Consider the following 20907-nt stretch of genomic DNA (forward strand, 5'->3'; position numbering starts at 1 on the left):
ACATGCTGACGATGTCAGCCATTACTGACAGGTCCGGGCGCGACATGGTGGGGAGAGAGGACGGGAGTGCCGTCAGCTCGACGCAGCCAACCGCTCCAGCGCGCTGCGCACCCGGACCGGGTCGGTGGTCGACCAGTACGGCGGCAGTGACGACTGCAGGAACCCGCCGTAGCGCGCCGTCGCCATGCGGGAGTCCAGGATGGCGATGACGCCGCGGTCGTTGACGCTGCGCAGCAGTCGCCCGGCGCCCTGCGCCAGCAGCAGCGCCGCGTGCGATGCCGCGACGGCCATGAATCCGTTGCCGCCGCGCGCCGCGATGGCCCGCTGCCGCGCGGTCAACAGCGGATCATCGGGGCGGGGGAACGGAATTCTGTCGATGATCACCAGTGACAGCGACGGCCCCGGCACGTCGACGCCCTGCCACAGCGACAGTGTCCCGAACAACGAGGTCTCGGCGTCGTCGGTGAAGCGGCGCACCAGGGTTGACGTCGAGTCGTCGCCCTGGCAGAGCACCGGGGTGTCCAGGCGCTCGCGCATGATCTCGGCGGCGGCCTTGGCGGCACGCATCGACGAGAACAGTCCGAGGGTGCGTCCGCCGGCGGCCGTGATCAGCTCGTAGATTTCGTCGAGCTGTTCCTGCGGAGCGGCGTCGCGGCCCGGCGGCGGCAGGTGCTTGGCGACATAGAGGATGCCCGACTTGGCATGGGAGAAGGGCGATCCCACGTCCATGCCCTTCCACTTCGGCGGCGTCGCGGTGCTGTCTTCGGGCACGGACAAGCCCCACGCCCGGGCCATCGATTCGAAGCGGCCGCCGATGGTCAGCGTCGCGGACGTGAGCACCGCGGTCACCTCACCGAACAACCGGCCGCGCAGCAGCCCGGCCACCGACAGCGGAGCGACGCGCAGGATGTATCGCACTGTGCCCCTGGACTCGTCGCGATCCAGCCACACCACGTCGTAGCGGTCGGGGATGGCCGGCACGAACGAGTCGATGATGCGCGACGCGGTGTCACTCAGATCGGCCAGTGCGGTCACGGCCTCGCTGCGCGCGGCCGCCGCGGTGGGATCCGAGGGCGCCGTGTCGATCGCCATCTTCACTTTGTCCGTCGAGTCACGGACCACCGTCAGGTAGGTCGCCAGCTCGTCGTCAAGCACATCGATGCGGCCCGGTTCCATGTCGTGGATGGCCGAACCCAATGTGGCGATGGCGGCCTCGAGGCGTTCCGCCAGTTCGGGTTCCACCAAGCGGGCGGCCCGTCGGAGCGCCACGGCCATGGACGTCGCGGACAGCTCGCCGGTGGCCACGCTGGTTACGCGGTCCACCAGCTCGTGGGCCTCGTCGACCACCAGCAGCTGGTGCTCGGGCAGGACGTTGACCTCGGAGATGGCGTCGATGGCCAGCAGCGCGTGGTTGGTGACGATGACGTCGACCGCGCCGGCCTTCGCGCGGGCCTTCTCGGCGAAACAGTCTGTGCCGTAAGGGCACCGGGTGGCGCCGATGCACTCGCGCGCGCCGACGCTGACCTGCGACCAGGCCCGGTCCAGCACGCCGGGCACCACCTCGTCGCGGTCACCGCTCTCGGTGTCCGACGACCACTCGATGAGCCGCTTGACGTCGCGGCCCAGTGCCGACGCGGCGACGGGGTTGAACAGTTCCTCTTGTGGGAGGTCCTCCTCGGCGGAGGCGCCGCTGTGAACCTTGTTGAGGCACAGGTAATTTCCGCGGCCTTTGAGCAACGCGAACTCGGGTCGGCGGGGCAGGTGCGGGGCCAGGGCGTCGGCCAGGCGGGGTAGGTCGCGGTCCACCAACTGGCGTTGCAACGCGATGGTCGCCGTCGACACCACCACCGGCTGATTCGATGCGACGGCGTGCGCGATCGACGGGACGAGGTACGCCAACGACTTTCCGGTGCCGGTCCCGGCCTGGACGGCCAGGTGCTCGCCCTTGTCGAAGGCGTCGCCGACAGCCTTGGCCATCTCGATCTGGCCGCTGCGTTCGGCGCCGCCGAGGGCGGATACCGCGATGGACAGCAGCGCGGAGACGTCGGTCGTCACGCGCCCACCAGTCGGGTCGGGATGGCGGGTTCGCCGGCGGAGAGCTTGAGTCCGTCCCACGGCAGGCTGTGCAGGCCGGCCGCGACGCGCGCGCGGGCGTCGGCCAGCGACGAGTCGTACACGACCGAGCCCGAACGGACCAGCGGCACCGTCAGCACCCGGCCGTCGTCCGTGGGAGCCGAGTCGGCGGGGTGTACCACTTCCTCGACGATGGTTCCGGAGTCCTTCGCCAGCCGCAGGGCCGCCTTGCGGCCACCGTGAGATTCCTTGTGGCTGCTGCGTTTTGCCACGGGCATGCCGTCGACCTCGACGAGCTTGTAGACCATCGACGCGGTCGGCGCGCCGGAGCCCGTGACCACCGATGTACCCACGCCGTAGACGTCGACCGGCGCAGCCGCCAGCCCGGCGATCGAGTACTCGTCGAGGTCGCCGGACACCACGATGCGGGTCTTGGGCGCGCCCAGGCCGTCGAGTTGGTCGCGGACCTGGCGGGCCATGACGCCGAGGTCGCCGGAGTCGATGCGTACGGCGCCGAGCGCGGGTCCGGCCACGGCGACGGCGTTCGCGACGCCCTGGGTGATGTCGTAGGTGTCCACCAGCAGCGTCGTCCCGACGCCCAATGCGTCGACCTGGGCGCGGAACGCGGCAACCTCGTCGGGGCCGCTCGTCGCAGTGTGCACCAGGGTGAAGGCGTGCGCGCTGGTGCCCAGCGCGGGGACGCCGTAGGTCCGCTGCGCCTCCAGGTTCGACGAGGCGAAGAAGCCGGCGATGTACGCCGCCCGCGCGGCCGCGACGGCCGCCTGCTCATGCGTGCGGCGTGAGCCCATCTCGATGAGCGGCCGGCCGCTCGAGGCACTGACCATGCGGGCCGCTGCCGAGGCGATCGCGGTGTCGTGATTGAAGATCGACAGCACGAGGGTCTCGAGGATCACGCATTCGGCGAACGTGCCGTGGATCGACAGCACCGGAGAATCCGGAAAGTACAGCTCACCTTCGGGGTAGCCGTCGATGTCGCCGCGGAACTCGTAGTCGGCCAGCCAGCGCAGCGTCTCGGCATCCAGGAAGTCCAGGGAGGCCAGCGCGGCGTCGTCGAACCGGAAGTCGGCGAGGGCCGCGAGGAACCGCGCGGTCCCGGCGACCACACCGTATCTGCGCCCGAAGGGCAGTCGCCTGGCAAACACTTCGAACGACGCGCGGCGATGTGCGGTGCCGTCGCGCAGGGCGGCAGCGAGCATGGTGAGCTCGTATTTGTCGGTCAGCAACGCGGCGGTCACAGACCTCACCGTACTGGTTCTGCGAGCGGCAACCACCCGGCTATTCTGGGCTCATGGTTCTGGGTGCCAGCTCGTCGACGGTTGTCGCGCGGACGAGCCCGGCGACTGATGTCGAAGAGGTGGCCGGCCTGGACAGTCCGTGGGTGACCATCGTCTGGGACGACCCGGTGAATTTGATGACCTACGTGACGTACGTCTTCCAGAAGCTGTTCGGTTACAGCGAGGTGCGTGCCACCGAGCTGATGATGCAGGTGCATACCGAGGGCAAGGCCGTCGTCTCGGCGGGCAGCCGGGAGTCGATGGAAGTCGACGTCACCAAACTGCACGCAGCCGGACTGTGGGCAACCATGCAGCAGGACCACTGAGCGGTGCGTAAGTGGAAGCGGGTCAACACGTCGTCGGGCGTGCGTATCAAGTCGGGTCTGGAAGCGCACGAGGTCACCATGTTGCGCAACCTGGTCGGCTCGCTTATCGAGATGCTCGACGACCGCGAATCCTCCTCACCACGTGACGAACTCGCCGAATTGACCGGCATGAAGATCGGGCCGTCGCAGGCGCCCGACGACGACACCATGCGCCGGCTGCTGCCGGACTTCTATCACGATCCGGCCACGCATCCGGATGGCCGCGCTGCCGGTGAGAGCCTCAACGGCGCACTGCGCAGCCTGCACGAACCCACCATCGTCGACGCCAAACGGCAAGCCGCCCAACGGCTTCTGGACTCGCTGCCGGACCCGGCCGGAAAATTCGAGCTGACCGAGGAACAGGCTGAGGCCTGGGCCGCCGCGATCAACGACGTCCGTCTGGCTCTCGGCGCCATGCTGGACATCGGACCCGATGGGCCGCAACGGCTTTCGCCGGACCATCCGATGGCCGGGCATCTGGAGGTGTATCAGTGGCTGACGTATCTGCAGGAGTACCTGGTGCTGAGCCTGCTGGACGAGCGGTGACGGGCTCCATCACCGACGTCGCCGGCATCCTGGTCGGCAATCACGACCGCATCGAAGACGCCAGCCTGGGCGGCGGCTGGGCCACCGGCACCACCGTCGTCCTCGCCCCGCCGGGAACCATCGGCGCGGTCGACGTCCGCGGAGGAGCGCCCGGCACCCGCGAGACCGACCTGCTCGACCCGTCCAACAGCGTGCAGCACGTCGACGCGATCGTGCTCACCGGCGGCAGCGCGTTCGGGCTTGCCGCCGCCGACGGCGTCATGACCTGGCTGGAGGAGCACGACCGCGGGGTGAAGATGCCCGGCGGGCGGGTGCCCATCGTGCCGGGCGCGGTGATCTTCGACCTTCCGGTCGGCGCATGGGCGAACCGGCCGACGGCCGAGTTCGGATACCAAGCAGCGGCCCATGCCGGCACCGAGGTGCCGACCGGCAATGTCGGCGCGGGTGCGGGCGCGCGGGCCGGCGCGCTCAAGGGCGGTCTCGGCACGGCATCGGTGACGCTCGAGAACGGCGTCACCGTCGGCGCGCTCGTCATCGTCAATGCGGCGGGCCACGTCGTCGACCCGCAGACCGGCCTGCCATGGTCGGCCGACCAGATCGCGCGCTTCGGGCTGCAGCCTCCGCCGCCTGACCAGATCGAGGCATATGCGACGCGGGTGAAGAACCCGAAGCCGCTCAACACGACCATCGCCGTCGTCGCGACCGACGCCGCCCTCAGCCCGGCGGGATGCAAGAAGGTGGCCGTCGCCGCCCACAACGGGCTTGCCCACACCATCCGTCCGGCGCACACCGCCGTCGACGGCGACACCGTCTTCGCACTCGCGACCGGCCGCGTGCACATCGAGCCGGACCCCGCGACGCCCGAGCAGATGAACCCCGAGACGCGACTCATCTCCGAGATCGGGGCGGCCGCCGCCGACGCGCTCGCGACCGCCGTGATGGTCGGGGTGCTGGCCGCCGAGTCGATCGCCGAAATCCCGACCTATCGCGGCCTGCTGCCGGGAGCCTTCGGATAAGGCGCTGCGCCGGTAACCTGGGTCTATGACGCCAGCGAGTAGCGGAGCGGAGCGCGCATGACGTACGACCTGTCGCCCACACCGTCGAAGCCGAAGCCGCCTGCGACGTGGAAGGTCGGCGGCGTCACGATCGTCAGCTTCGTAGCGTTGCTGTGGCTCATCGAAGGCTGGGACGCGCTACACAACCAGGAGCTGAATCAGGACGGCATCCGGCCACTGGAGACCGACGGGCTCTGGGGCATCTTGTGGGCGCCGCTGTTGCACGCCGACTGGGCGCACCTGATCGCGAACACCGGCCCGGCCCTCGTGCTCGGGTTCCTGGTGACGCTCGCGGGCATGGGCCGCTTCCTCGGAGCGACGCTGATCATCTGGATTCTCGGTGGCTTCGGTACCTGGCTGATCGGCAACATCGGCGCGCCGCGCGGTGTGGAGTCCGTCCACATCGGGGCGTCCGGGCTGATCTTCGGTTGGCTGACGTTCCTCATCGTGTTCGGGTTCTTCACTCGGCACGCGTGGCAGATCGTGGTCGGCATCATCGTGTTGTTCGTCTACGGCGGTGTGCTGTGGGGCGCGTTGCCGGGGACATTCGGGGTGTCGTGGCAGGGCCATCTGTGCGGCGGCATCGCGGGCGTACTCGCCGCTTATTTGCTGAGCAGTCCGGAAAGGGAAGCGCGCGAACGTCGTAAGGGTTCGGCCCTGCCGTCGATTCCGACGTAATTTGCTGAATTTCGAATTCGCCGCACGCGGTGTTGCCGGAAGCGTGATCGGTATCGCTTTCGGAACCAATCGAGAAACTGGACGCCCAAAGGTGCCGTCTTTTCGTCGCAGGACGTGTTGACGTGGCAAGCTAGGGGTGTGCGCCTCACCATTCTCGGTTGCTCCGGCAGCGTGGGTGGGCCGGATTCTCCGGCCTCGGGCTATCTGCTGACCGCTCCGGACACCACACCGATGGTTATCGACTTCGGTGGAGGCGTACTCGGCGCACTGCAGCGTCATGCTGATCCGGGCGCCGTAAATATATTGCTGTCACATCTGCATGCCGACCATTGTTTGGACTTGCCGGGCCTGTTCGTCTGGCGTCGGTATCACCCGAATCCTCCGGTCGGCCGCGCGCTGTTGTTCGGCCCGGCGGCCACCTGGCACCGGCTCGGTGCGGCGTCGTCGCCCGAGGGCGGCGAGATCGACGACATCACCGACATCTTCGATATCCAGGTCTGGGTTGACGGTCAGGACGTCGAGATCGGCTCGCTGACCGTGACGCCGCGACTGGTGTGTCACCCGACCGAGTCCTACGGCATGCGCTTCACCGATCCGTCCGGCGCGACACTCGTCTACTCTGCGGACACGGGCTACTGCGACGCGTTGATCGACCTGGCCCGTGGCGCCGATGTGTTCCTGTGCGAGGCGTCGTGGACCGACTCGCCTGACCGTCCGCCGAAGCTGCATCTGTCCGGCACCGAGGCCGGACGCGCCGCCCGCGAAGCCGGGGTCAAAGAGCTGCTGCTGACGCACATTCCACCGTGGACGTCCCGCGAGGACGTCATCAGTGAGGCCAAAGCCGAGTTCGACGGACCCGTGCACGGCGTCGTCTGCAACGAGTCGTTCGACATCACCCGCCGGTAACTCGCCGCCGCGCTCACGGCGGCCCGCTAGGGTTGTCGGGTGTCCAGACGAGAAGACGGTCGCCTTGACGACGAACTCCGCCCGGTAAAGATCACCCGAGGATTCACCAAGCACCCGGCAGGGTCGGTATTGGTGGAGTTCGGCGAGACGCGGGTCATGTGCACCGCTTCGGTATCCGAAGGGGTGCCGCGCTGGCGCAAGGGTTCCGGACTGGGCTGGCTGACCGCCGAATACGCGATGCTGCCGGCCGCCACGCATGACCGCTCCGACCGCGAGTCGGTGAAGGGCCGTGTCGGCGGACGGACCCAGGAGATCAGCCGGTTGATCGGCCGCTCGCTGCGCGCGTGCATCGACCTCAGCGCGCTGGGCGAGAACACCATCGCCATCGACTGCGACGTGCTGCAGGCCGACGGCGGTACCCGGACCGCGGCGATCACCGGTGCGTATGTGGCGCTGGCCGATGCCGTCACGTACCTGGCCGCGGCCGGACGCCTGAAGGATCCGCGTCCGCTGTCGTGCGCCATCGCCGCCGTGTCGGTCGGTGTGGTCGACGGCCGGGTCCGCACGGACCTGCCCTACACCGAGGACTCGCGCGCCGAGGTCGACATGAACGTCGTCGCCACGGACACCGGGACCCTCGTCGAGGTGCAGGGCACCGGCGAAGGTGCGACGTTCCCGCGCTCGACGCTGGACAAGCTGCTCGATGCCGCGCTGGCTGCCTGCGACCAGTTGTTCGCGCTGCAGCGTGAGGCGCTGGAGTTGCCGTACCCGGGTGTGCTGCCCGAGTCGACCGCGCCGGCCAAGAAGGCGTTTGGTGCCTGAGCTTCTCGTCGCTTCGCGCAATGCCAAGAAGCTTGTGGAGTTGCAGCGGGTGTTGGACGGCGCCGGTATTACGGGTCTGACGTTGTTGTCGCTGGCCGATGTGCCCGAGTATCCGGAGGCGCCTGAAACCGGGGCCACGTTTGAAGAGAACGCGTTGGCAAAGGCTGTTGACGGATTCAATGCGACCGGAATCCCTTGTGTTGCAGACGATTCCGGCGTTTCGGTCGATGCACTGAACGGCATGCCCGGGGTGCTGTCGGCCCGGTGGGCCGGCCGGCACGGGGATGACGCGGCGAACCTTTCGCTGTTGTTGGGCCAGATTCAGGACGTGCCGGACGAGCGGCGCGGTGCCGCGTTCGTGTCGTGCTGCGCGCTGGTTTCGTCGTCGGGTTCTGTGGTGGTGCGGGGCGAGTGGCCCGGCGTCATCGCGCGGGAGCCGCGGGGTTCGGGCGGTTTCGGCTACGACCCGATCTTCGTGCCCGCCGGTGGTTCGGTGTCGGCGGCGGAGCTGACGCCGCAGCAGAAGGATGCGGCGTCGCACCGCGGGCGGGCGTTGGCGCAGTTGGTGCCGGCGCTGCGGGAGTTGGCTGCGGGTTAGTTCCCGTCTCACGGCACCTCGGCGAAGCTGTCCTCAGGTGCGGCCTCGACCTGTGCTGATCGTGCGCGATACATCCGGACCAGTTCGCGGATCGCGACGAAAAGGCAGAAGGCGGCGTACGTCGCCGACAGCGCTTTGGCGTTCAGGACCATGGCCAGCACTGCGCCCGCGATTGCACCCGGAAGCGCGCCGAGGTTGAGGGTCAGGCTCAGCCGGGGTGACGCGGTGCCCTGGCGGGCGTGCATGATCCATCCGACGATCGAGTTCGGGACGAACATCAGCAGCGACGTGCCGATTGCCGTGTGCAGGTCGCAGCCGAACAACAGCATCAGGGTAGGCACGGCCAGTAGCCCGCCGCCCAGGCCGACGGCTGCGGCCCAAGCGCCGATCAGCAGTCCGCAGGTCAGCGAGACCGGCGCGATGTAGAACCAGCTCTGGATCACGGCGGTGGAAAACACCGCGCCGCCTTGCAACATGTGGACGCCGGCGATGTCCAGGGCGAGCTTGAGTGCCGACAACAAGAGCACTGCGACGAACAGCCAGCGCAGGGTGGCGTGGGAGACCTTCATGAGTAGCTTGGCGCCGAACAGGCCGCCGATCGTCCCGCCGACCAGCATGCCGGCGCCGGCGTGCCAGTCGATGTGGCCGCCGACGAGCGCGAAGGTCAGTGCGCCGACCGCGACGACGGCGGTGTTGGCCGCGGCAGCCGTCCCGTGCAGGGTTGTGCGGGGCAGAGCGGTCAGATGCTCCAGGGCCGGGACGTAGAAGACGCCGCTGCCGCCGCCGAACAGGCCGCCGATCACTCCACCGATGGTTCCGACGCCGAGTTCGGCGGGTAGTCCGCCTCGTGTGACGGCAGTGTTCGGCGGGGCAGGGTGGTCGGCGTGGTCGGCGGTCATGCGGATTCTCCTTCGGATTGGCTCGACGAACTATCGCACTTGTCTGAGGAGTAGACAAATGAGTTTCGGTGAGCCGGGCCGAAGGTATCGGCTGGGGCTATGCAGTGACCAGGTACCCGTCGATGAAGTCGTGTAGCGCGGGTGCCAGGTGCGCGACGCCGGAATCGTTGAGCTTCGCCAGCAGGATGATCCCCTGATACTGCGCGAGCAGGGCGTGCGCGAGCTGCTGCGGATCGGTGCCCGGGCGCAGCGCTCCGGCCGCTGCGGCCTCGGTGGCGATGACCGCCATGTGGTGCTCCATCGCCTTGAGGGTGTGCGCCAGATGCTCGCGCAGATCGTCGTCGGTGGTGGACAGTTCGGCGGCGAAGTTGCCGAACGGGCAGCCCACCGCGCGGCCGAATTGGGCTTCCAGCGCCGACTGAATGGCGCCGATCGCGTCGGGGATGGCATGCAGCTTGTCGGCCGGCGATGCGGTGGGGGAGCCGGTCAGCTGGCGCTGAAATGCGTTGGCGTGTAAGTCGACAACGGCTTTCGCGAGTTCCGATTTCGACGAGAAGTAGTGGTAGAAGCTGCCCTTCTTGATGTCGGTCGCGCGGCAGAGTTCGTCGACGCCGACGGCTTGGTAGCTGCGTTCGAGGAACAGGCGTGCGGCAGTTGCGACCAGGCGGTCGCGGGCGTCAGAACTTCGGGGCACCTGAGAATCGTAATTAGTAGTTGACCGGTCGGTCAACAAGTGGCAAGTTGACGACATGACTACCGCTGAGGTCTTCCGTACGCCCGACGACCGATTTGCGAATCTGCCGGGCTACGACTTCGCCCCCAACTACGTCGACGTCGACGGGTTGCGTCTGCACTATCTCGACGAGGGGCCGCGGGACGGCAAGCCCATCGTCTGTTTCCACGGCGAGCCGACGTGGGCGTACCTGTACCGCAAGATGATTGGCCCGTTCGTCGAGGCGGGGCACCGGGTGATCGTGCCCGACTACGCGGGCTTCGGCCGCTCGGACAAGCCCACCGATCGCCGGTGGTACAGCTACGACCGGCACGTCGAGTTGGTCACCCGGGTGCTGGGCGGCCTGGGTTTGACGGACGCCACGGCGGTGGTGCAGGACTGGGGCGGGCCGATCGGCTTGCGCTGGGCCACCGAGAACGCGGATCAGGTTGGCGCACTGGCGATTTTCAATACCGGGCTGTTCACCGGCCGGGTGTCCAAGGGCTTCATGGCGTGGCGTGCGTTCGCGGAGGCCAACCCGGACCTGCCCGTCGGCTTCGTGATTCAGGGTGCGACGACGACCGACCTGCCGCCTGAGATCGTCGCTGCCTACGACGCGCCGTTCCCGACCGTGGAGTCGAAGGCCGGCGCCGCGCAGTTCCCGCTGTTGGTGCCGATCACGGAGGACGCCGCGGGCGCGACGGAAATGAAGGCCGTCACCGACGCGCTGTCGCGGTGGGAGAAGCCGGCATTGGTCGCGTTCTCCGACCAGGACCCGGTGTTCCCGTATCCGCGCGCGGGCGAGGCGTTCGTCGACCTGATCCCGACGGTCGACGAGCAGGTGCGGATCGAAGGGGCGTCGCACTTCCTCCAGGAGGACCGCGGCGAGCAGTTGGCAGTCGAGGTGCTCAAGCGTCTCGGTTGAGGGCAGTGTCGCCGCCGAGCGTGGGGGAAATGACCACTATCGCGCGCGATTCGCGGACAATTCGCCCGCTCGCGGCGCATATCGTCAGAGGTCGAAGCGCTTCTTCACGTCTTCGGTGCGGAAGTGCTCGACGATGATGCCGACGAGCGGGACGGTGCCGGCGAACAGGACGCCGATGGTCTGGCCGAGCGGCCAGCGGACCTTGACCGCCAGGTTGAACGTGCAGAGCAGGTAGGCGAAGTAGACCCAGCCGTGGACGATGCCGATCCAGTTCAGGCTGGCGTCGTTGAAGATGTAATGCGCGACCAGCTCGTAGCAGAGGGCGATGAGCCAGAGACCGGTCGCCCAGGCCATCACGCGGTAGGCGGTCAGTGCCTTGCGGATGGTGTCTTTCGACAGGGTGGTCGGCTGCGACTCGGTCATGTGGTGGTCCTGTCCTGTTTGTCGTTCTCGGCCAGTTCGGCCAGGTAGGCGTTGTATCTCGCGGTGTCGGGGTCGGTGTCGTCGATGGTGCCTTTGGCGGCCTTGGGGCGCTCGGGGAGCAGGCCCTCGGGGATTTCGGTGGGCTCGTTCTTGGGCTGCTGCTCGGGTGGAGCTTCCTCGTAGCGGACGAACTTGTAGTAGCCGTAGAAGCAGAAGGCGCCGAACATCGGCCACTGCAGGGCGTAGCCCAGGTTCTGGAACGTGCCGGCGCTCGACTGGAACCTCGACCACTGCCACCAGGCCAGGGCCATGCAGCCCAGGGCAGCGACGGTCACCAGCACGATGAGCGCCGGCCTCCTACGCCGTGTAGTGGACATATGGCAACGGTACCGCGCGGGGGTTTGGGTTTGCGATTCGTGCCTGCTAGGACGCCCGAGGTTGGATGCATGGCCACGGCACGGGTCGCGACTTGGGGCCGATGAATTCGTCCAGGCGAGCGGTGTCTGCCTTGCGGTAGATCGAAAGCTGCTTTTTCGACGACCGCCGCCAGTGGATGCCGAGTTGGTCCAGCGCGCCGGTGAACAGATTGACGATGTCTTCGGACAGGTTTGTGAAGTGGTAGCGGACGCTCATGACGCCGCGATCGTTGGCGACGACGCGGCAGCCGTCGCTGTGGATCAGGCCTAGGACGAACTCTTCGGTGGCTTGGTTGACGACGGCCTGCTGCCATGGTTGCAGCGCGATCGTCCGGGTGTGCTTTTTGCCGGGGCCGTGCTGAGGAAACAAGCACGGCCAGTGCTTGGAGCAGACGTACACCTCGACACAACCTTTCCGCTGTATCACCCCGGCTTGCTTGCCTGGGATGACGGCGCCGATCGCCTCCCGGCAGCGATCGATGATGGCCGGGTACTTCTTGTCGAGCGTGATTCGGAGTCGCCACACGCCGCGGAGCGCGTCGGAGATGCAGCCATCTCCTAGGTACAACCCGAGCAGGTAGCTGTACTCAGCTGGCGGTAGAGCTGCGAAGTCGTGGTCGACGCCGCAGGTCGAGTCGCAGGCCGCTTGTCGGCGCCAGACGCCGGGTCTGCGCCTCCAGTCGCGCACCGTGGTTCGTGGTATTCCCGTCGCTCTTGCGATGGCGCAGTCATTCATGCCGGTCGCAAGGAGCGTTTGAACCTGGTCGAACTCGTCGAAGTTGCGCATGGGACCCCCGGTCGTACGTTGCATTCAACTTATGACGACGGTCCGACAAGTTCTGGGCTGTGCTGGGGCGCTATTCTCTTTGGTGTTGCGGGCGTGGCGGAATGGCAGACGCCCGGGTTTTAGGTGCCCGTGTTCGAAAGAACGTGTGGGTTCGAGTCCCACCGCCCGCACTCTTGTGTGAGTCGAGTATTCGACTTGGGCAGCACCCCGGCGTTTGCGCCGGGGTTATGCCTCTTATCTGGCTGATTCACCAATAACGCTTTTCATCGACATGCGCCGAGCCGTCGAAAGCGGACTTCTCGCCGTGAGTCCAGCGCCCGAGCGCTGTCTTGAGAGCAAGGCGCTCACGATGCCGGCTTCCTGTACGCGTGTTGCGCACAGGAAGCCGCCGCGAGCTCTCGGCCTATCCGCCGGTGGCGGCACTCGCCGAACCCCACGGTGGGCAGTTCGTACGCGGCAGGTTGGACGATCCCCGCCACGCCGATGCTGACAAAGTCCCGGCCGAGGCGCGCCGGCGACATGCCAACCGAATTAGTCAATGCGCACCGTCGGCAGCCGAAACTAGCTGGAAAACAACCACTTTCGTCCAGGATGGCAGACGGCAGCGAACCGCGACCGAGATCGCAGACCTCAGGTTTCCTACGAAAAGCGTTGTGCCGCTTAGTTGATACGTACTTCAGTGCTTCTTGGAATGCAGTACGCCGTCGGTCGGCGCCTGGTCGGTCTTGGCGCGCTTCTCTGCACGTTTCTCTTTGAGCGACTTGCCGGTCTTCTTGGTCATGCTCTGTCGCGGAGATTTGTCGGACATGACACGCCCCTTTGTTCGGGGGCCTGGGTGGTCCCAATTACCAGACCCTACGCGTACCGCGGACGACCACGCAATGCGCGCGGTCGAGTCGCGGCGCCGTCGACGCATCCGAGCGTTGCCCGGCAACGCTGCCACGTGGCGTCGTTCCGAAAACGGGCCTAGGCTGGAGGTGACACGCACCCTATGTGGCCGAGCCCCGTTGCCACGCGCGTAAACGGACCGGAATTCTTTTGTCAATCAATGATATTGCCGCGTATGCACGTCTGTCTCCCGCAGACGTCGAGTCGTTCGGTCTTGAACTGGACACCATCCGCGCCGACGTCGAGGAGTCCCTCGGCGCCAAGGACGCCGCCTACATCCGGCGCGCCATCGCGTTTCAGCGGATTCTGGACGTCGGCGCTCGGCTGCAGATTGCCGGGAGTCGATCCAGGGCCGGTTGGGCGGTGGGGGTCGTGGCGTTGGCGTACGCGAAAGCCGTTGAGAATATGGAGATCGGGCACAACGTCAGCCACGGCCAATGGGACTGGATGAACGATCCGGAGATCCATTCCAGCACCTGGGAGTGGGACATGGTGGGTGTGTCCGCGCAGTGGCGGTACTCGCACAACTATCGCCATCATGTGTTCACCAATGTGGTCGGCGTGGATGACGACCTCGGGTTCGGGGTGTTGAGGGTGACCCGTGACCAACCGTGGAAGCCCGCATATCTATGGCAACCGCTGCAAAATCTATTGTTGGCCCTGACCTTCGAATGGGGAATCGCCCGTCACGGCTATCACACCGAAACGGAGCGGGCCGGCAGCCAGGACGGTAAGCGGGCTGCGAAGAAGTCGATGCTGATCAAGATCGCCCGGCAGATCACGAAGGACTACGTCGCCGTGCCTGCGCTCAGCCTGCGCCGCTGGCGGCGAACGCTGACCGCCAACGCCGTCGCCAACCTGTTGCGTAACCTCTGGTCATACGTGGTGATCTTCTGCGGGCACTTTCCCGACGGTGTGCAGACGTTTGCCCCGGAGGTCCTGCAGTCCGAGACCAGGGCGGAGTGGTATCTGCGTCAGATGCTGGGTGCCGCGAACTTCAAAGCCGGTCGGATACTGGCATTTTCGAGCGGAAACCTGTGTTACCAGATCGAGCACCACCTGTTCCCCGACCTGCCGAGCAATCGGTACGCGCAGATCAGCGTCCGAGTTCGTCACTTGTGTGACAAGTACGACCTGCCCTACACCACGGGCTCGCTCATCACGCAGTACCTGCAGACCCTGCGGACCAACTTCCGGCTGGCGCTGCCCGACAAGGGCTGGGCCGCCATCCGTGGATAGCGGTCAGCGGTCGAACACGGCTTTGATCTTGGTCCGCGCCTGTCCGGCATCGGAGGCGGCTTGGTGTGCGTGGTCATCGTCCAAGGTGCCACTGCTGTCGATGCCGAAGCCGAAGTAGCTCTTGGTGCCCTCCCAGGCGCTATCGGCTTTCCGCGCAATTGTTTTCACAACATTCATGGTCTATCTCTCTATCGTCAGCATGAGCACAGCGCGCGAACGCGCGCTGAAGTTCAGGTTCGGTTCCATCGACACCGTCGAATTTCGTTGGCCCCGTTGAGTGGTGGCGGCAACAAACGTCTCGATGAAAAACGTGATGTGCCTTCGGTTTTGGCATTCGGCCGCCCAGAAGGGCATGTCGGCGAGTTGTTGGCCGTGATGATCCGAAGGCGCCGAGGATCACCGATACGTAGGCGTGCAACAACTGACGTTCTGTAACGTTCACCCTACACCCGTTGGCGTGCATCAACCGACGCGGCGGCGCGTTGTTCGTCGCGCGTCGCATAGGTCCGGGGTGTAGCGTGGGAAAGGTTGGGAACCAGCCAGCCCCTGGCGTAGTCAAGTCAGCTTCTTGCCGTTGCATTCCCCGAGCAGCAGCTCGCGCCGGACCCATCGGTGACCATTACGCGACGGGACTGCCGTGAAATCGCAACTCAGTCTTCAGTATTCAGATGAGGCGGTGCGGAAGTACACACGTGCCGGCTCGCCAAGTTTCGGGATTCTCAGCACATTTCCACCGACACGATGCGGACTTGCGACATTCAGCGCCGCGCTGAGCCACGGCCTGGCCGTCAACGGCGCCGACGTCAGTGTGGTGCGTGTTGCGGATGGGGCCTGCGCCAGCGATAGCCGAGTGATCGGTGAACTGACCAACGGATCACCGGCGTCAGTCGCAGCAGCAGTGGATCTGCTCAACCAGAGCGACGTCGCGGTGATCCAGCACGAGTACGGAATCTACGGCGGCGCTGACGGCGACGAAGTCCTGGACATCATCGGCGGTCTGCGAATCCCGTCGATCGTGGTTGCCCACACGATTCCCAAGAATCCCACCCGGCACCAGCGTGCTGTGCTGGAGGAGGTGGTGGCGCTCGCCGATCAGGTGGTCGTGATGTCCGACTCGGCCAGGGGACAACTGCGTCACGGTTTCGATGTCGATCTGCGGAAGATCGCCACGATCCCGCACGGGGCGACCATGCCCAGCGGTCTCCACACGGGCCGTACCGGGCGCCCGACGCTGCTGACCTGGGGCCTGCTGGGGCCGGGAAAGGGGATCGAGCGCGTCATCGATGCGATGAGCGCACTGCACGGCCTCAACGGCCAGCCCCGCTATCTGATCGCCGGCCAGACCCATCCTCGGGTGCTTGCCGCCGACGGCGAGGCCTACCGTGAGGCCTGCGCCGAGCGAGCGCAGCGTGCCGGGGTGGGCCGCGCGGTCCAGTTCGATGCCGGTTACCGAGACGTGGCGTCCCTGATCGCTCTGATGATGTCCGCGGCGGTCGTGGTGCTGCCTTACGACTCCACCGACCAAGCCACCTCCGGCGTCTTGGTTGACGCCATCGCCTGCGGTCGGCCGGTCGTCGCGACGGCGTTCCCGCACGCCATCGAGTTGCTGTCCACAGGAGCGGGGATCGTCGTCGGCCATGACGACCCCGACGCGATGCGGTCGGCTCTGCACTCTGTGCTGACCCAGCCCCGGTTGGCCGGTTCCATGGCGGCCGAGGCCCGGCGGCTCGCGCCGTCGATGTCGTGGCCGGTCGTGGCGAAATCGTATCAATCTGTGGCACAACGAATTCTGAGAAGACGTCCGGAGCCCACGTGGCTGGGGTAGTGCCGGAACCGAAGTTCGACCACCTGCTGGCCATGACAGATCAGCACGGCACCTTCGAGCACGCCTGCGGCACCCAGCCGCGGCCCGAGCACGGCTACTGCACCGACGACATGGCGCGAGTCCTGGTGGTCGCCAGCCGCGAGCCGAATGCCGACGATGATGTGCATGTGCTGGCCCGACTGGCCGTGAAGTTCCTCGATGGCGCACAGGCGTTCTCGGGCGGTTGCCGTAATCGGTTGGACCGCAACGGTCGTTGGACCGACGACTTCACCTTCGAGGACTGCTGGGGCCGATGCCTATGGGCACTGGGCACGGCCGCCGCGCACAGCGACCTCGGCTTGGTCCGCAGTTTGTCGGTGGTGCAGTTCGAACGGGCTGCCCGTGGCCGGTCCGTCTGGCCGCGCGCGATGGCGTTCGCGGCACTGGGCGCCGCGGAGCTGCTCAGCGTCGACCCCGATCATGTCGGGGCACGCCGGCTCATCGATGACTACGCGGAAGGTGTTGCGGCGCAGAGCGGTAAAGTCGATTGGCAGTGGCCCGAGGAACGCCTGACGTACGTGAACGCGTTGTTGCCCGAGGCGATGATCGCCGCGGGGGATGCACGCGGCGACTCGGCGCTGTGCCAGCGCGGTCTTGACCTTTTGGAATGGCTGATCGATTGCGAGACCGTCGACGGGCATCTGTCGGTGTGCCCGGCCGGCGGTTGGGCTGCGGGGGAACCGCGCCCGGCCTTCGATCAGCAACCCGTCGAGGTTGCCGCCTTGGCCGATGCATGTGCCCGCGCGGCAAGCGTTGATGCCAGTGCCATCTGGACGAGCACCGTGCGGGTGGCTGCGGCCTGGTTCCAGGGCGCCAACGACGTCGGCGCGGTGATGTGGGATTCGGCAACCGGCGGCGGGTTCGACGGGCTGCATGCCGACGGGATCAACCTCAATCAGGGCGCTGAGTCGACGCTCGCGGTGCTGTCCACTTTTCAGCAGGCGCGACGCCTGGTCGCTGTGACGCAATGACTTCGGTGCGTCGAAGATTGGCCACCCGGCGCCCGCAGCGGTTGACAGCAGATCGTGCACGCGTCATCGCCCGGCTGTTCGTCCCGGGGCAGGAAGGATTCGAGCTCCAGGAGTCCCGGGCCGGTGCGGTGCTGGCGCGAGTACTGGCCTTGAGCGAGGCCGACGTGCGGGCGGCGCTCGACAGCGTCGCCTTTCGATTCGAGCGGCGGCATCGTGATCTGGCGGGAACGTTCCGGCGCAACGCACGTGAGCTCGCTGACCGGCTGAAGCCCGGGTTTGCGATCTCTGAGGCCCGAATGTTGCTGTTGGGAGCCACATTTACGAGCGAGTTTGCCATCGAGGGTGCGGCACTGTGCAATCCGAGCATCGTCGCACATCCGGATCAAACGGGCGTGGCGGCGGGCAGCCTGCGATTTGTGATGAGTGTGCGGGGGATCGGCGAGGGGCATCGCTCCTCGATCGGCTTTCGCACCGGCACCGTCGACCATGCGGGCTGCGTGACGATCGACGACGTGGGGCCGTTCGCCACCGTCGGGACGGTGGTGCCGACATTGCTCGACGCCGCCGTCTTCCGCAGCGAACTGGAGCGCCTGGACGATGCCGGCGAGGTCGCCGACTACGTGCTCGACGCGCTCGGCGACCAGTTCACGCGCACCGACCTCGACGAGCAGTTCGACAGGCTGTATCTGCACCGCAGCACCCGCAAGCACGCGGCGGAGACCATCGCGTTGATCCGGTCGATCGCCGATCGGTCGTATGCCGTCGAATTCGGTTCAGACACAGGTATTTCCGAGCATGTGCTGTGGCCGGCCACCAACGCCGAGGCGGCCGGTATGGAGGACGCACGTTTCGTCCGCTTCACGGATGACGACGGCGCCGTCACCTACTACGCCACCTACACGGCGTACAGCGGATCGCAAATCCGCCAGCAGCTGTTGACTACCAACGATTTCCGATCGTTCACTTCGGCACCCATGGTCGGTGCGGCGGCCGCCAACAAGGGTTTGGCATTGTTTCCTCGCCGGATTTCCGGCAGGTTCGCGGCGATGTCGCGGTCGGATCGGGAATCGAACACGGTGGCGTATTCCGACCGGCTGTCGGTGTGGTCTGATGCCGTGCCCTGCCAGCGCCCGACAGAGTCCTGGGAGACACTGCAATTGGGCAATTGTGGCGCGCCCATCGAGACCGATGCGGGGTGGCTCGTACTCACCCACGGTGTCGGCCCGATGCGCACGTACTCGATCGGCGCGATACTCCTCGACCTGGATGACCCCACCCGGATCATCGGCCGGTTGCCCGAGCCGCTGTTGAGCCCGGAAGCTGATGAGCAGGACGGCTATGTGCCGAACGTGGTGTATTCGTGCGGCGGGTTGGTGCACGCCGACACCCTGGTGCTGCCGTACGGGATCGGCGATGCCGCGATCGGTTTCGCTACGGTGACACTGTCAGAGCTGCTGGCGGTCCTGCGGCTTTAGGACGCTCACGGCGGCATCATTGCGCGCTGCGCAACCGCACCATGCGGGTCGTCGAGCTCTCGTCCAATTCGACGACATCAGTGCGCGAGCGCAGGAAATCACTGAAAGACTTGAACCCCAAGGACTTTTCGCTGAACGACGGATCCATGCGCTTCATCTGCGCCTTGACCGCGGAGTTGTGCAGCCATTCGACGTCGTCTTTCTCCAGCCCGATCTGCAGCGCACGCGTCAGGAGGGCGGTGGCGGACGTCTGGGGATCGGGCAGTTCGGGTTCATCTGGCTCGGTCTTGCGGCGGGAGCGTCGTGGCGGCGCCGGATCTGTCGAGGGTTCGAGCGCCGGGACGCCGGGCAGCGAGTCGTAGGTGACGAATTCGTCGCAGGCGGCAGCGAGCGCGCGGCTCGAGGAGCCTGCCACTCCGATGCCGACCACATACCGGCCGAGGCGCTTGCAACGCTGAGCCAGCGGAATGTAGTCGGAGTCGCCGGCGGCGATCACCACGTGGGTGAGGTCGGGCAGCCGGAACATGTCCTCGACGGCGTCCACCGCCAGACGGATGTCGGCGCCGTTCTTGCCGTATGCCGCGGCGGGGAAGAGCTGCACGAGGTCGACGGCGCGGCCCACCAGCTGCTGGCGGTAGCCCGCGTTGACGACGGCCGACCAGTCGGCGTACGCCCGGGTGAGCACCAGGGTCCCGAACGACGACGCGAAGTCGAGCACCGCGCCGACGTCGACGGTGGCCTGGGTCAACTTGTCGGGTTCGAGCCCTTTGGCCTTGTCCTTCTGAAACGAATTGCGGCCGTGGACCTGGTCGTAGCGGGAAATGACGATGTTGTCGAAGTCGAGGTACACCGCGACTCGGGTGGCGGTGGTATCCGTCATGGTCCCAGTCTGGTCTATCGGCGCAGCCTTGTGACGCGAAACCTTGCAGGCGCACCGTTCGTCGGCTGGTTAACCTGTCGGAATGCTCACGGAACTCGCTGCCCTCCCCGGCGGGTCGTACCGCATGGGTTCACAGGACTTCTACCCCGAGGAAGCGCCGGTGCACGAGGTGACCGTCGCGCCGTTCTCGATCGAACGGCACCCGGTCACCATCGGTCAGTTCGCCGAATTCGTCGCGGATACCGGATATGTCACCGTCGCCGAGCAACAGCTGGATCCGGCCGCCTTCCCCGGCGTCCCCGCTGACGAGCTCGTTCCCGGGGGGTTGGTGTTCCACCCCACTGCCGGCCCGGTCGATCTGCGCAATTGGCGGCAGTGGTGGGCGTGGGTGCCAGGGGCAAGTTGGCAGCATCCGTTCGGGCCCGAGTCGACGATCGCCGACCGTCTCGACCATCCGGTGGTGCAGGTCGCCTACCCGGATGCCGCGGCGTACGCGGCGTGGGCGGGTCGACGGCTGCCCACCGAAGAGCAGTGGGAGTACGCCGCGCGCGCGGGCGCGACCACGGCCTACGCCTGGGGTGACGACGTGCATCCCGGTGGGCAGCTGATGGCCAACACGTGGCAGGGCCGGTTCCCGTATCACAACACCGGCGCACGAGGCTGGGTCGGGACGTCACCGGTAGGCACATTCCCTCCCAACGGTTTTGGGTTGGTCGACATGATCGGCAATGTGTGGGAGTGGACCACCACCCGGTACACGCCTCGGCACAGTGCCGCGCCGGAGGTGTCCGGCTGCTGTCCGCCGCCTGGTGGTGACCCGTCGGTGATGCAGACCCTCAAGGGCGGCTCACACCTGTGCGCGCCGGAGTACTGCCATCGCTACCGGCCCGCGGCGCGGTCGTCGCAGTCGCAGGACAGCGCGACGTCGCACATCGGCTTCCGCTGCATCGCCGACTGAGGTGGCGAAAGCGGTCGTCAAACGCCGCTATATAGCCCCGGTCTAGGCACGGGGCAAGACCGTGCGGTTCGCCGGGCTCGACGGGTCAGTCAGAACCTGCTGGACCGGTTGTCGGGCGGCTGGGAGTGTAGG

Annotated in this window: 23 protein-coding genes and 1 tRNA gene; 14 read left to right on the forward strand and 10 right to left on the reverse strand. The window is 66.7% G+C overall.

Annotated elements, in window-relative coordinates; translation table 11 throughout:
• Positions 1-72: 72 nt before the first annotated feature.
• Together BR47_RS0108530 and BR47_RS0108535 are read right to left on the reverse strand one after the other, a co-directional pair.
• The gene (locus tag BR47_RS0108530; RefSeq protein ID WP_020102397.1) at positions 73-2055 is read right to left on the reverse strand and encodes an ATP-dependent DNA helicase; all 1983 of its coding nucleotides are present in this window, start codon (positions 2053-2055) and stop codon (positions 73-75) included.
• Positions 2052-3329 carry a nicotinate phosphoribosyltransferase gene (locus BR47_RS0108535; RefSeq protein ID WP_036426962.1) on the reverse strand — a complete coding sequence of 426 codons (1278 nt, stop codon included), beginning with the start codon at positions 3327-3329 and terminating at the stop codon, positions 2052-2054. The genes BR47_RS0108530 and BR47_RS0108535 overlap by 4 nt, the downstream gene beginning before the upstream one ends.
• 53 nt (positions 3330-3382) lie before the next feature.
• Here BR47_RS0108535 and clpS point away from each other — a divergent pair, with 53 nt between their 5' ends.
• The 7 genes from clpS (at position 3383) to rdgB (ending at position 8338) form a co-directional block, all read left to right on the forward strand.
• A complete protein-coding gene (gene clpS, locus BR47_RS30040) occupies positions 3383-3694 on the forward strand; it encodes an ATP-dependent Clp protease adapter ClpS (RefSeq protein WP_029119224.1) in 312 nt (103 codons plus the stop codon).
• Positions 3695-3697: 3 nt separating this feature from the next.
• Positions 3698-4279, forward strand: a complete 582-nt coding sequence (aosR, locus tag BR47_RS0108545) for an oxidative stress transcriptional regulator AosR (protein ID WP_029119225.1) — start codon at positions 3698-3700, stop codon at positions 4277-4279.
• The gene (locus tag BR47_RS0108550; protein ID WP_029119226.1) at positions 4276-5295 is read left to right on the forward strand and encodes a P1 family peptidase; all 1020 of its coding nucleotides are present in this window, start codon (positions 4276-4278) and stop codon (positions 5293-5295) included. The genes aosR and BR47_RS0108550 overlap by 4 nt, the downstream gene beginning before the upstream one ends.
• 57 nt (positions 5296-5352) lie before the next feature.
• Complete coding sequence (locus BR47_RS0108555; RefSeq protein ID WP_020102392.1) at positions 5353-6012, forward strand: rhomboid family intramembrane serine protease; 660 nt, start codon at positions 5353-5355, stop codon at positions 6010-6012.
• A gap of 138 nt (positions 6013-6150) precedes the next feature.
• A complete protein-coding gene (locus BR47_RS0108560) occupies positions 6151-6918 on the forward strand; it encodes a cyclic nucleotide-degrading phosphodiesterase (RefSeq protein ID WP_020102391.1) in 768 nt (255 codons plus the stop codon).
• Between the two features lie 39 nt (positions 6919-6957).
• The gene (gene rph, locus BR47_RS0108565) at positions 6958-7740 is read left to right on the forward strand and encodes a ribonuclease PH (RefSeq protein WP_029105438.1); all 783 of its coding nucleotides are present in this window, start codon (positions 6958-6960) and stop codon (positions 7738-7740) included.
• Positions 7733-8338, forward strand: coding sequence for an RdgB/HAM1 family non-canonical purine NTP pyrophosphatase (gene rdgB / locus BR47_RS0108570; protein ID WP_029119227.1), 606 nt, complete (start codon positions 7733-7735; stop codon positions 8336-8338). Before rph ends, rdgB begins: the two co-directional genes overlap by 8 nt.
• Positions 8339-8346: 8 nt before the next feature.
• Here the strand turns inward: rdgB and BR47_RS0108575 are convergent, their stop codons facing one another.
• Positions 8347-9237, reverse strand: coding sequence for a sulfite exporter TauE/SafE family protein (locus tag BR47_RS0108575; protein WP_029119228.1), 891 nt, complete (start codon positions 9235-9237; stop codon positions 8347-8349).
• Positions 9238-9334: 97 nt separating this feature from the next.
• A complete protein-coding gene (locus BR47_RS0108580; RefSeq protein WP_029119229.1) occupies positions 9335-9931 on the reverse strand; it encodes a TetR/AcrR family transcriptional regulator in 597 nt (198 codons plus the stop codon).
• A 55-nt stretch (positions 9932-9986) separates the two neighbouring features.
• Between BR47_RS0108580 and BR47_RS0108585 the strand changes: the two genes are divergently transcribed.
• Positions 9987-10874, forward strand: coding sequence for a haloalkane dehalogenase (locus BR47_RS0108585; protein WP_029119230.1), 888 nt, complete (start codon positions 9987-9989; stop codon positions 10872-10874).
• Positions 10875-10958: 84 nt separating this feature from the next.
• Here the strand turns inward: BR47_RS0108585 and BR47_RS0108590 are convergent, their stop codons facing one another.
• The 3 genes from BR47_RS0108590 to BR47_RS0108600 are packed head-to-tail and all read right to left on the reverse strand — an operon-like array spanning position 10959 to position 12500.
• Positions 10959-11297, reverse strand: coding sequence for a DUF3817 domain-containing protein (locus BR47_RS0108590; RefSeq protein WP_029119231.1), 339 nt, complete (start codon positions 11295-11297; stop codon positions 10959-10961).
• Positions 11294-11674, reverse strand: coding sequence for a hypothetical protein (locus BR47_RS0108595; protein ID WP_029119232.1), 381 nt, complete (start codon positions 11672-11674; stop codon positions 11294-11296). Before BR47_RS0108595 ends, BR47_RS0108590 begins: the two co-directional genes overlap by 4 nt.
• A 46-nt stretch (positions 11675-11720) precedes the next feature.
• Positions 11721-12500, reverse strand: coding sequence for a helix-turn-helix domain-containing protein (locus tag BR47_RS0108600; protein ID WP_029119233.1), 780 nt, complete (start codon positions 12498-12500; stop codon positions 11721-11723).
• Between the two features lie 87 nt (positions 12501-12587).
• Between BR47_RS0108600 and BR47_RS0108605 the strand changes: the two genes are divergently transcribed.
• A tRNA-Leu gene (locus BR47_RS0108605) sits at positions 12588-12670 on the forward strand.
• Between the two features lie 506 nt (positions 12671-13176).
• Here the strand turns inward: BR47_RS0108605 and BR47_RS33995 are convergent.
• Positions 13177-13308, reverse strand: coding sequence for a hypothetical protein (locus tag BR47_RS33995; protein WP_110772214.1), 132 nt, complete (start codon positions 13306-13308; stop codon positions 13177-13179).
• A gap of 230 nt (positions 13309-13538) precedes the next feature.
• Here BR47_RS33995 and BR47_RS0108620 point away from each other — a divergent pair, with 230 nt between their 5' ends.
• Complete coding sequence (locus BR47_RS0108620) at positions 13539-14627, forward strand: fatty acid desaturase family protein (protein WP_029119234.1); 1089 nt, start codon at positions 13539-13541, stop codon at positions 14625-14627.
• 3 nt (positions 14628-14630) lie between these two features.
• Here the strand turns inward: BR47_RS0108620 and BR47_RS33000 are convergent, their stop codons facing one another.
• Positions 14631-14795 carry a hypothetical protein gene (locus BR47_RS33000; RefSeq protein ID WP_155987062.1) on the reverse strand — a complete coding sequence of 55 codons (165 nt, stop codon included), beginning with the start codon at positions 14793-14795 and terminating at the stop codon, positions 14631-14633.
• A 508-nt stretch (positions 14796-15303) separates the two neighbouring features.
• On the opposite strand from BR47_RS33000, the gene BR47_RS0108635 reads away from it, so the two are divergent.
• Genes BR47_RS0108635 through BR47_RS0108645 form a run of 3 tightly spaced genes read left to right on the forward strand, consistent with a single transcriptional unit; the run spans position 15304 to position 18937 of the window.
• Positions 15304-16452 carry a glycosyltransferase gene (locus BR47_RS0108635; RefSeq protein WP_029119235.1) on the forward strand — a complete coding sequence of 383 codons (1149 nt, stop codon included), beginning with the start codon at positions 15304-15306 and terminating at the stop codon, positions 16450-16452.
• Positions 16440-17462, forward strand: coding sequence for a hypothetical protein (locus BR47_RS0108640; protein ID WP_029119236.1), 1023 nt, complete (start codon positions 16440-16442; stop codon positions 17460-17462). Before BR47_RS0108635 ends, BR47_RS0108640 begins: the two co-directional genes overlap by 13 nt.
• Positions 17459-18937, forward strand: coding sequence for a glycoside hydrolase family 130 protein (locus BR47_RS0108645; protein WP_029119237.1), 1479 nt, complete (start codon positions 17459-17461; stop codon positions 18935-18937). The genes BR47_RS0108640 and BR47_RS0108645 overlap by 4 nt, the downstream gene beginning before the upstream one ends.
• Before the next feature lie 16 nt (positions 18938-18953).
• Here the strand turns inward: BR47_RS0108645 and BR47_RS0108650 are convergent, their stop codons facing one another.
• Entirely contained in the window at positions 18954-19817 is an 864-nt protein-coding gene (locus BR47_RS0108650) for an NYN domain-containing protein (protein WP_020102374.1), read from the reverse strand.
• Between the two features lie 82 nt (positions 19818-19899).
• On the opposite strand from BR47_RS0108650, the gene BR47_RS0108655 reads away from it, so the two are divergent.
• Entirely contained in the window at positions 19900-20775 is an 876-nt protein-coding gene (locus BR47_RS0108655) for a formylglycine-generating enzyme family protein (protein ID WP_029119238.1), read from the forward strand.
• Positions 20776-20907: the final 132 nt, after the last annotated feature.

This window comes from Mycobacterium sp. UNC410CL29Cvi84 (genome assembly GCF_000686745.1).
Classification (GTDB): domain Bacteria; phylum Actinomycetota; class Actinomycetes; order Mycobacteriales; family Mycobacteriaceae; genus Mycobacterium; species Mycobacterium mucogenicum_B.

Excerpts from the sequence above, each read along its gene's own strand:
- clpS (WP_029119224.1), top strand. The coding sequence starts at position 3,383 with ATGGTTCTGGGTGCCAGCTCGTCGACGGTTGTCGCGCGGACGAGCCCG.
- BR47_RS0108555 (WP_020102392.1), top strand. The coding sequence starts at position 5,353 with ATGACGTACGACCTGTCGCCCACACCGTCGAAGCCGAAGCCGCCTGCG.
- BR47_RS0108575 (WP_029119228.1), bottom strand. The coding sequence starts at position 9,237 with ATGACCGCCGACCACGCCGACCACCCTGCCCCGCCGAACACTGCCGTC.
- BR47_RS0108585 (WP_029119230.1), top strand. The coding sequence starts at position 9,987 with ATGACTACCGCTGAGGTCTTCCGTACGCCCGACGACCGATTTGCGAAT.
- BR47_RS0108590 (WP_029119231.1), bottom strand. The coding sequence starts at position 11,297 with ATGACCGAGTCGCAGCCGACCACCCTGTCGAAAGACACCATCCGCAAG.
- BR47_RS0108595 (WP_029119232.1), bottom strand. The coding sequence starts at position 11,674 with ATGTCCACTACACGGCGTAGGAGGCCGGCGCTCATCGTGCTGGTGACC.
- BR47_RS0108600 (WP_029119233.1), bottom strand. The coding sequence starts at position 12,500 with ATGCGCAACTTCGACGAGTTCGACCAGGTTCAAACGCTCCTTGCGACC.
- BR47_RS33995 (WP_110772214.1), bottom strand. The coding sequence starts at position 13,308 with ATGTCCGACAAATCTCCGCGACAGAGCATGACCAAGAAGACCGGCAAG.
- BR47_RS0108645 (WP_029119237.1), top strand. The coding sequence starts at position 17,459 with ATGACTTCGGTGCGTCGAAGATTGGCCACCCGGCGCCCGCAGCGGTTG.
- BR47_RS0108650 (WP_020102374.1), bottom strand. The coding sequence starts at position 19,817 with ATGACGGATACCACCGCCACCCGAGTCGCGGTGTACCTCGACTTCGAC.
- BR47_RS0108655 (WP_029119238.1), top strand. The coding sequence starts at position 19,900 with ATGCTCACGGAACTCGCTGCCCTCCCCGGCGGGTCGTACCGCATGGGT.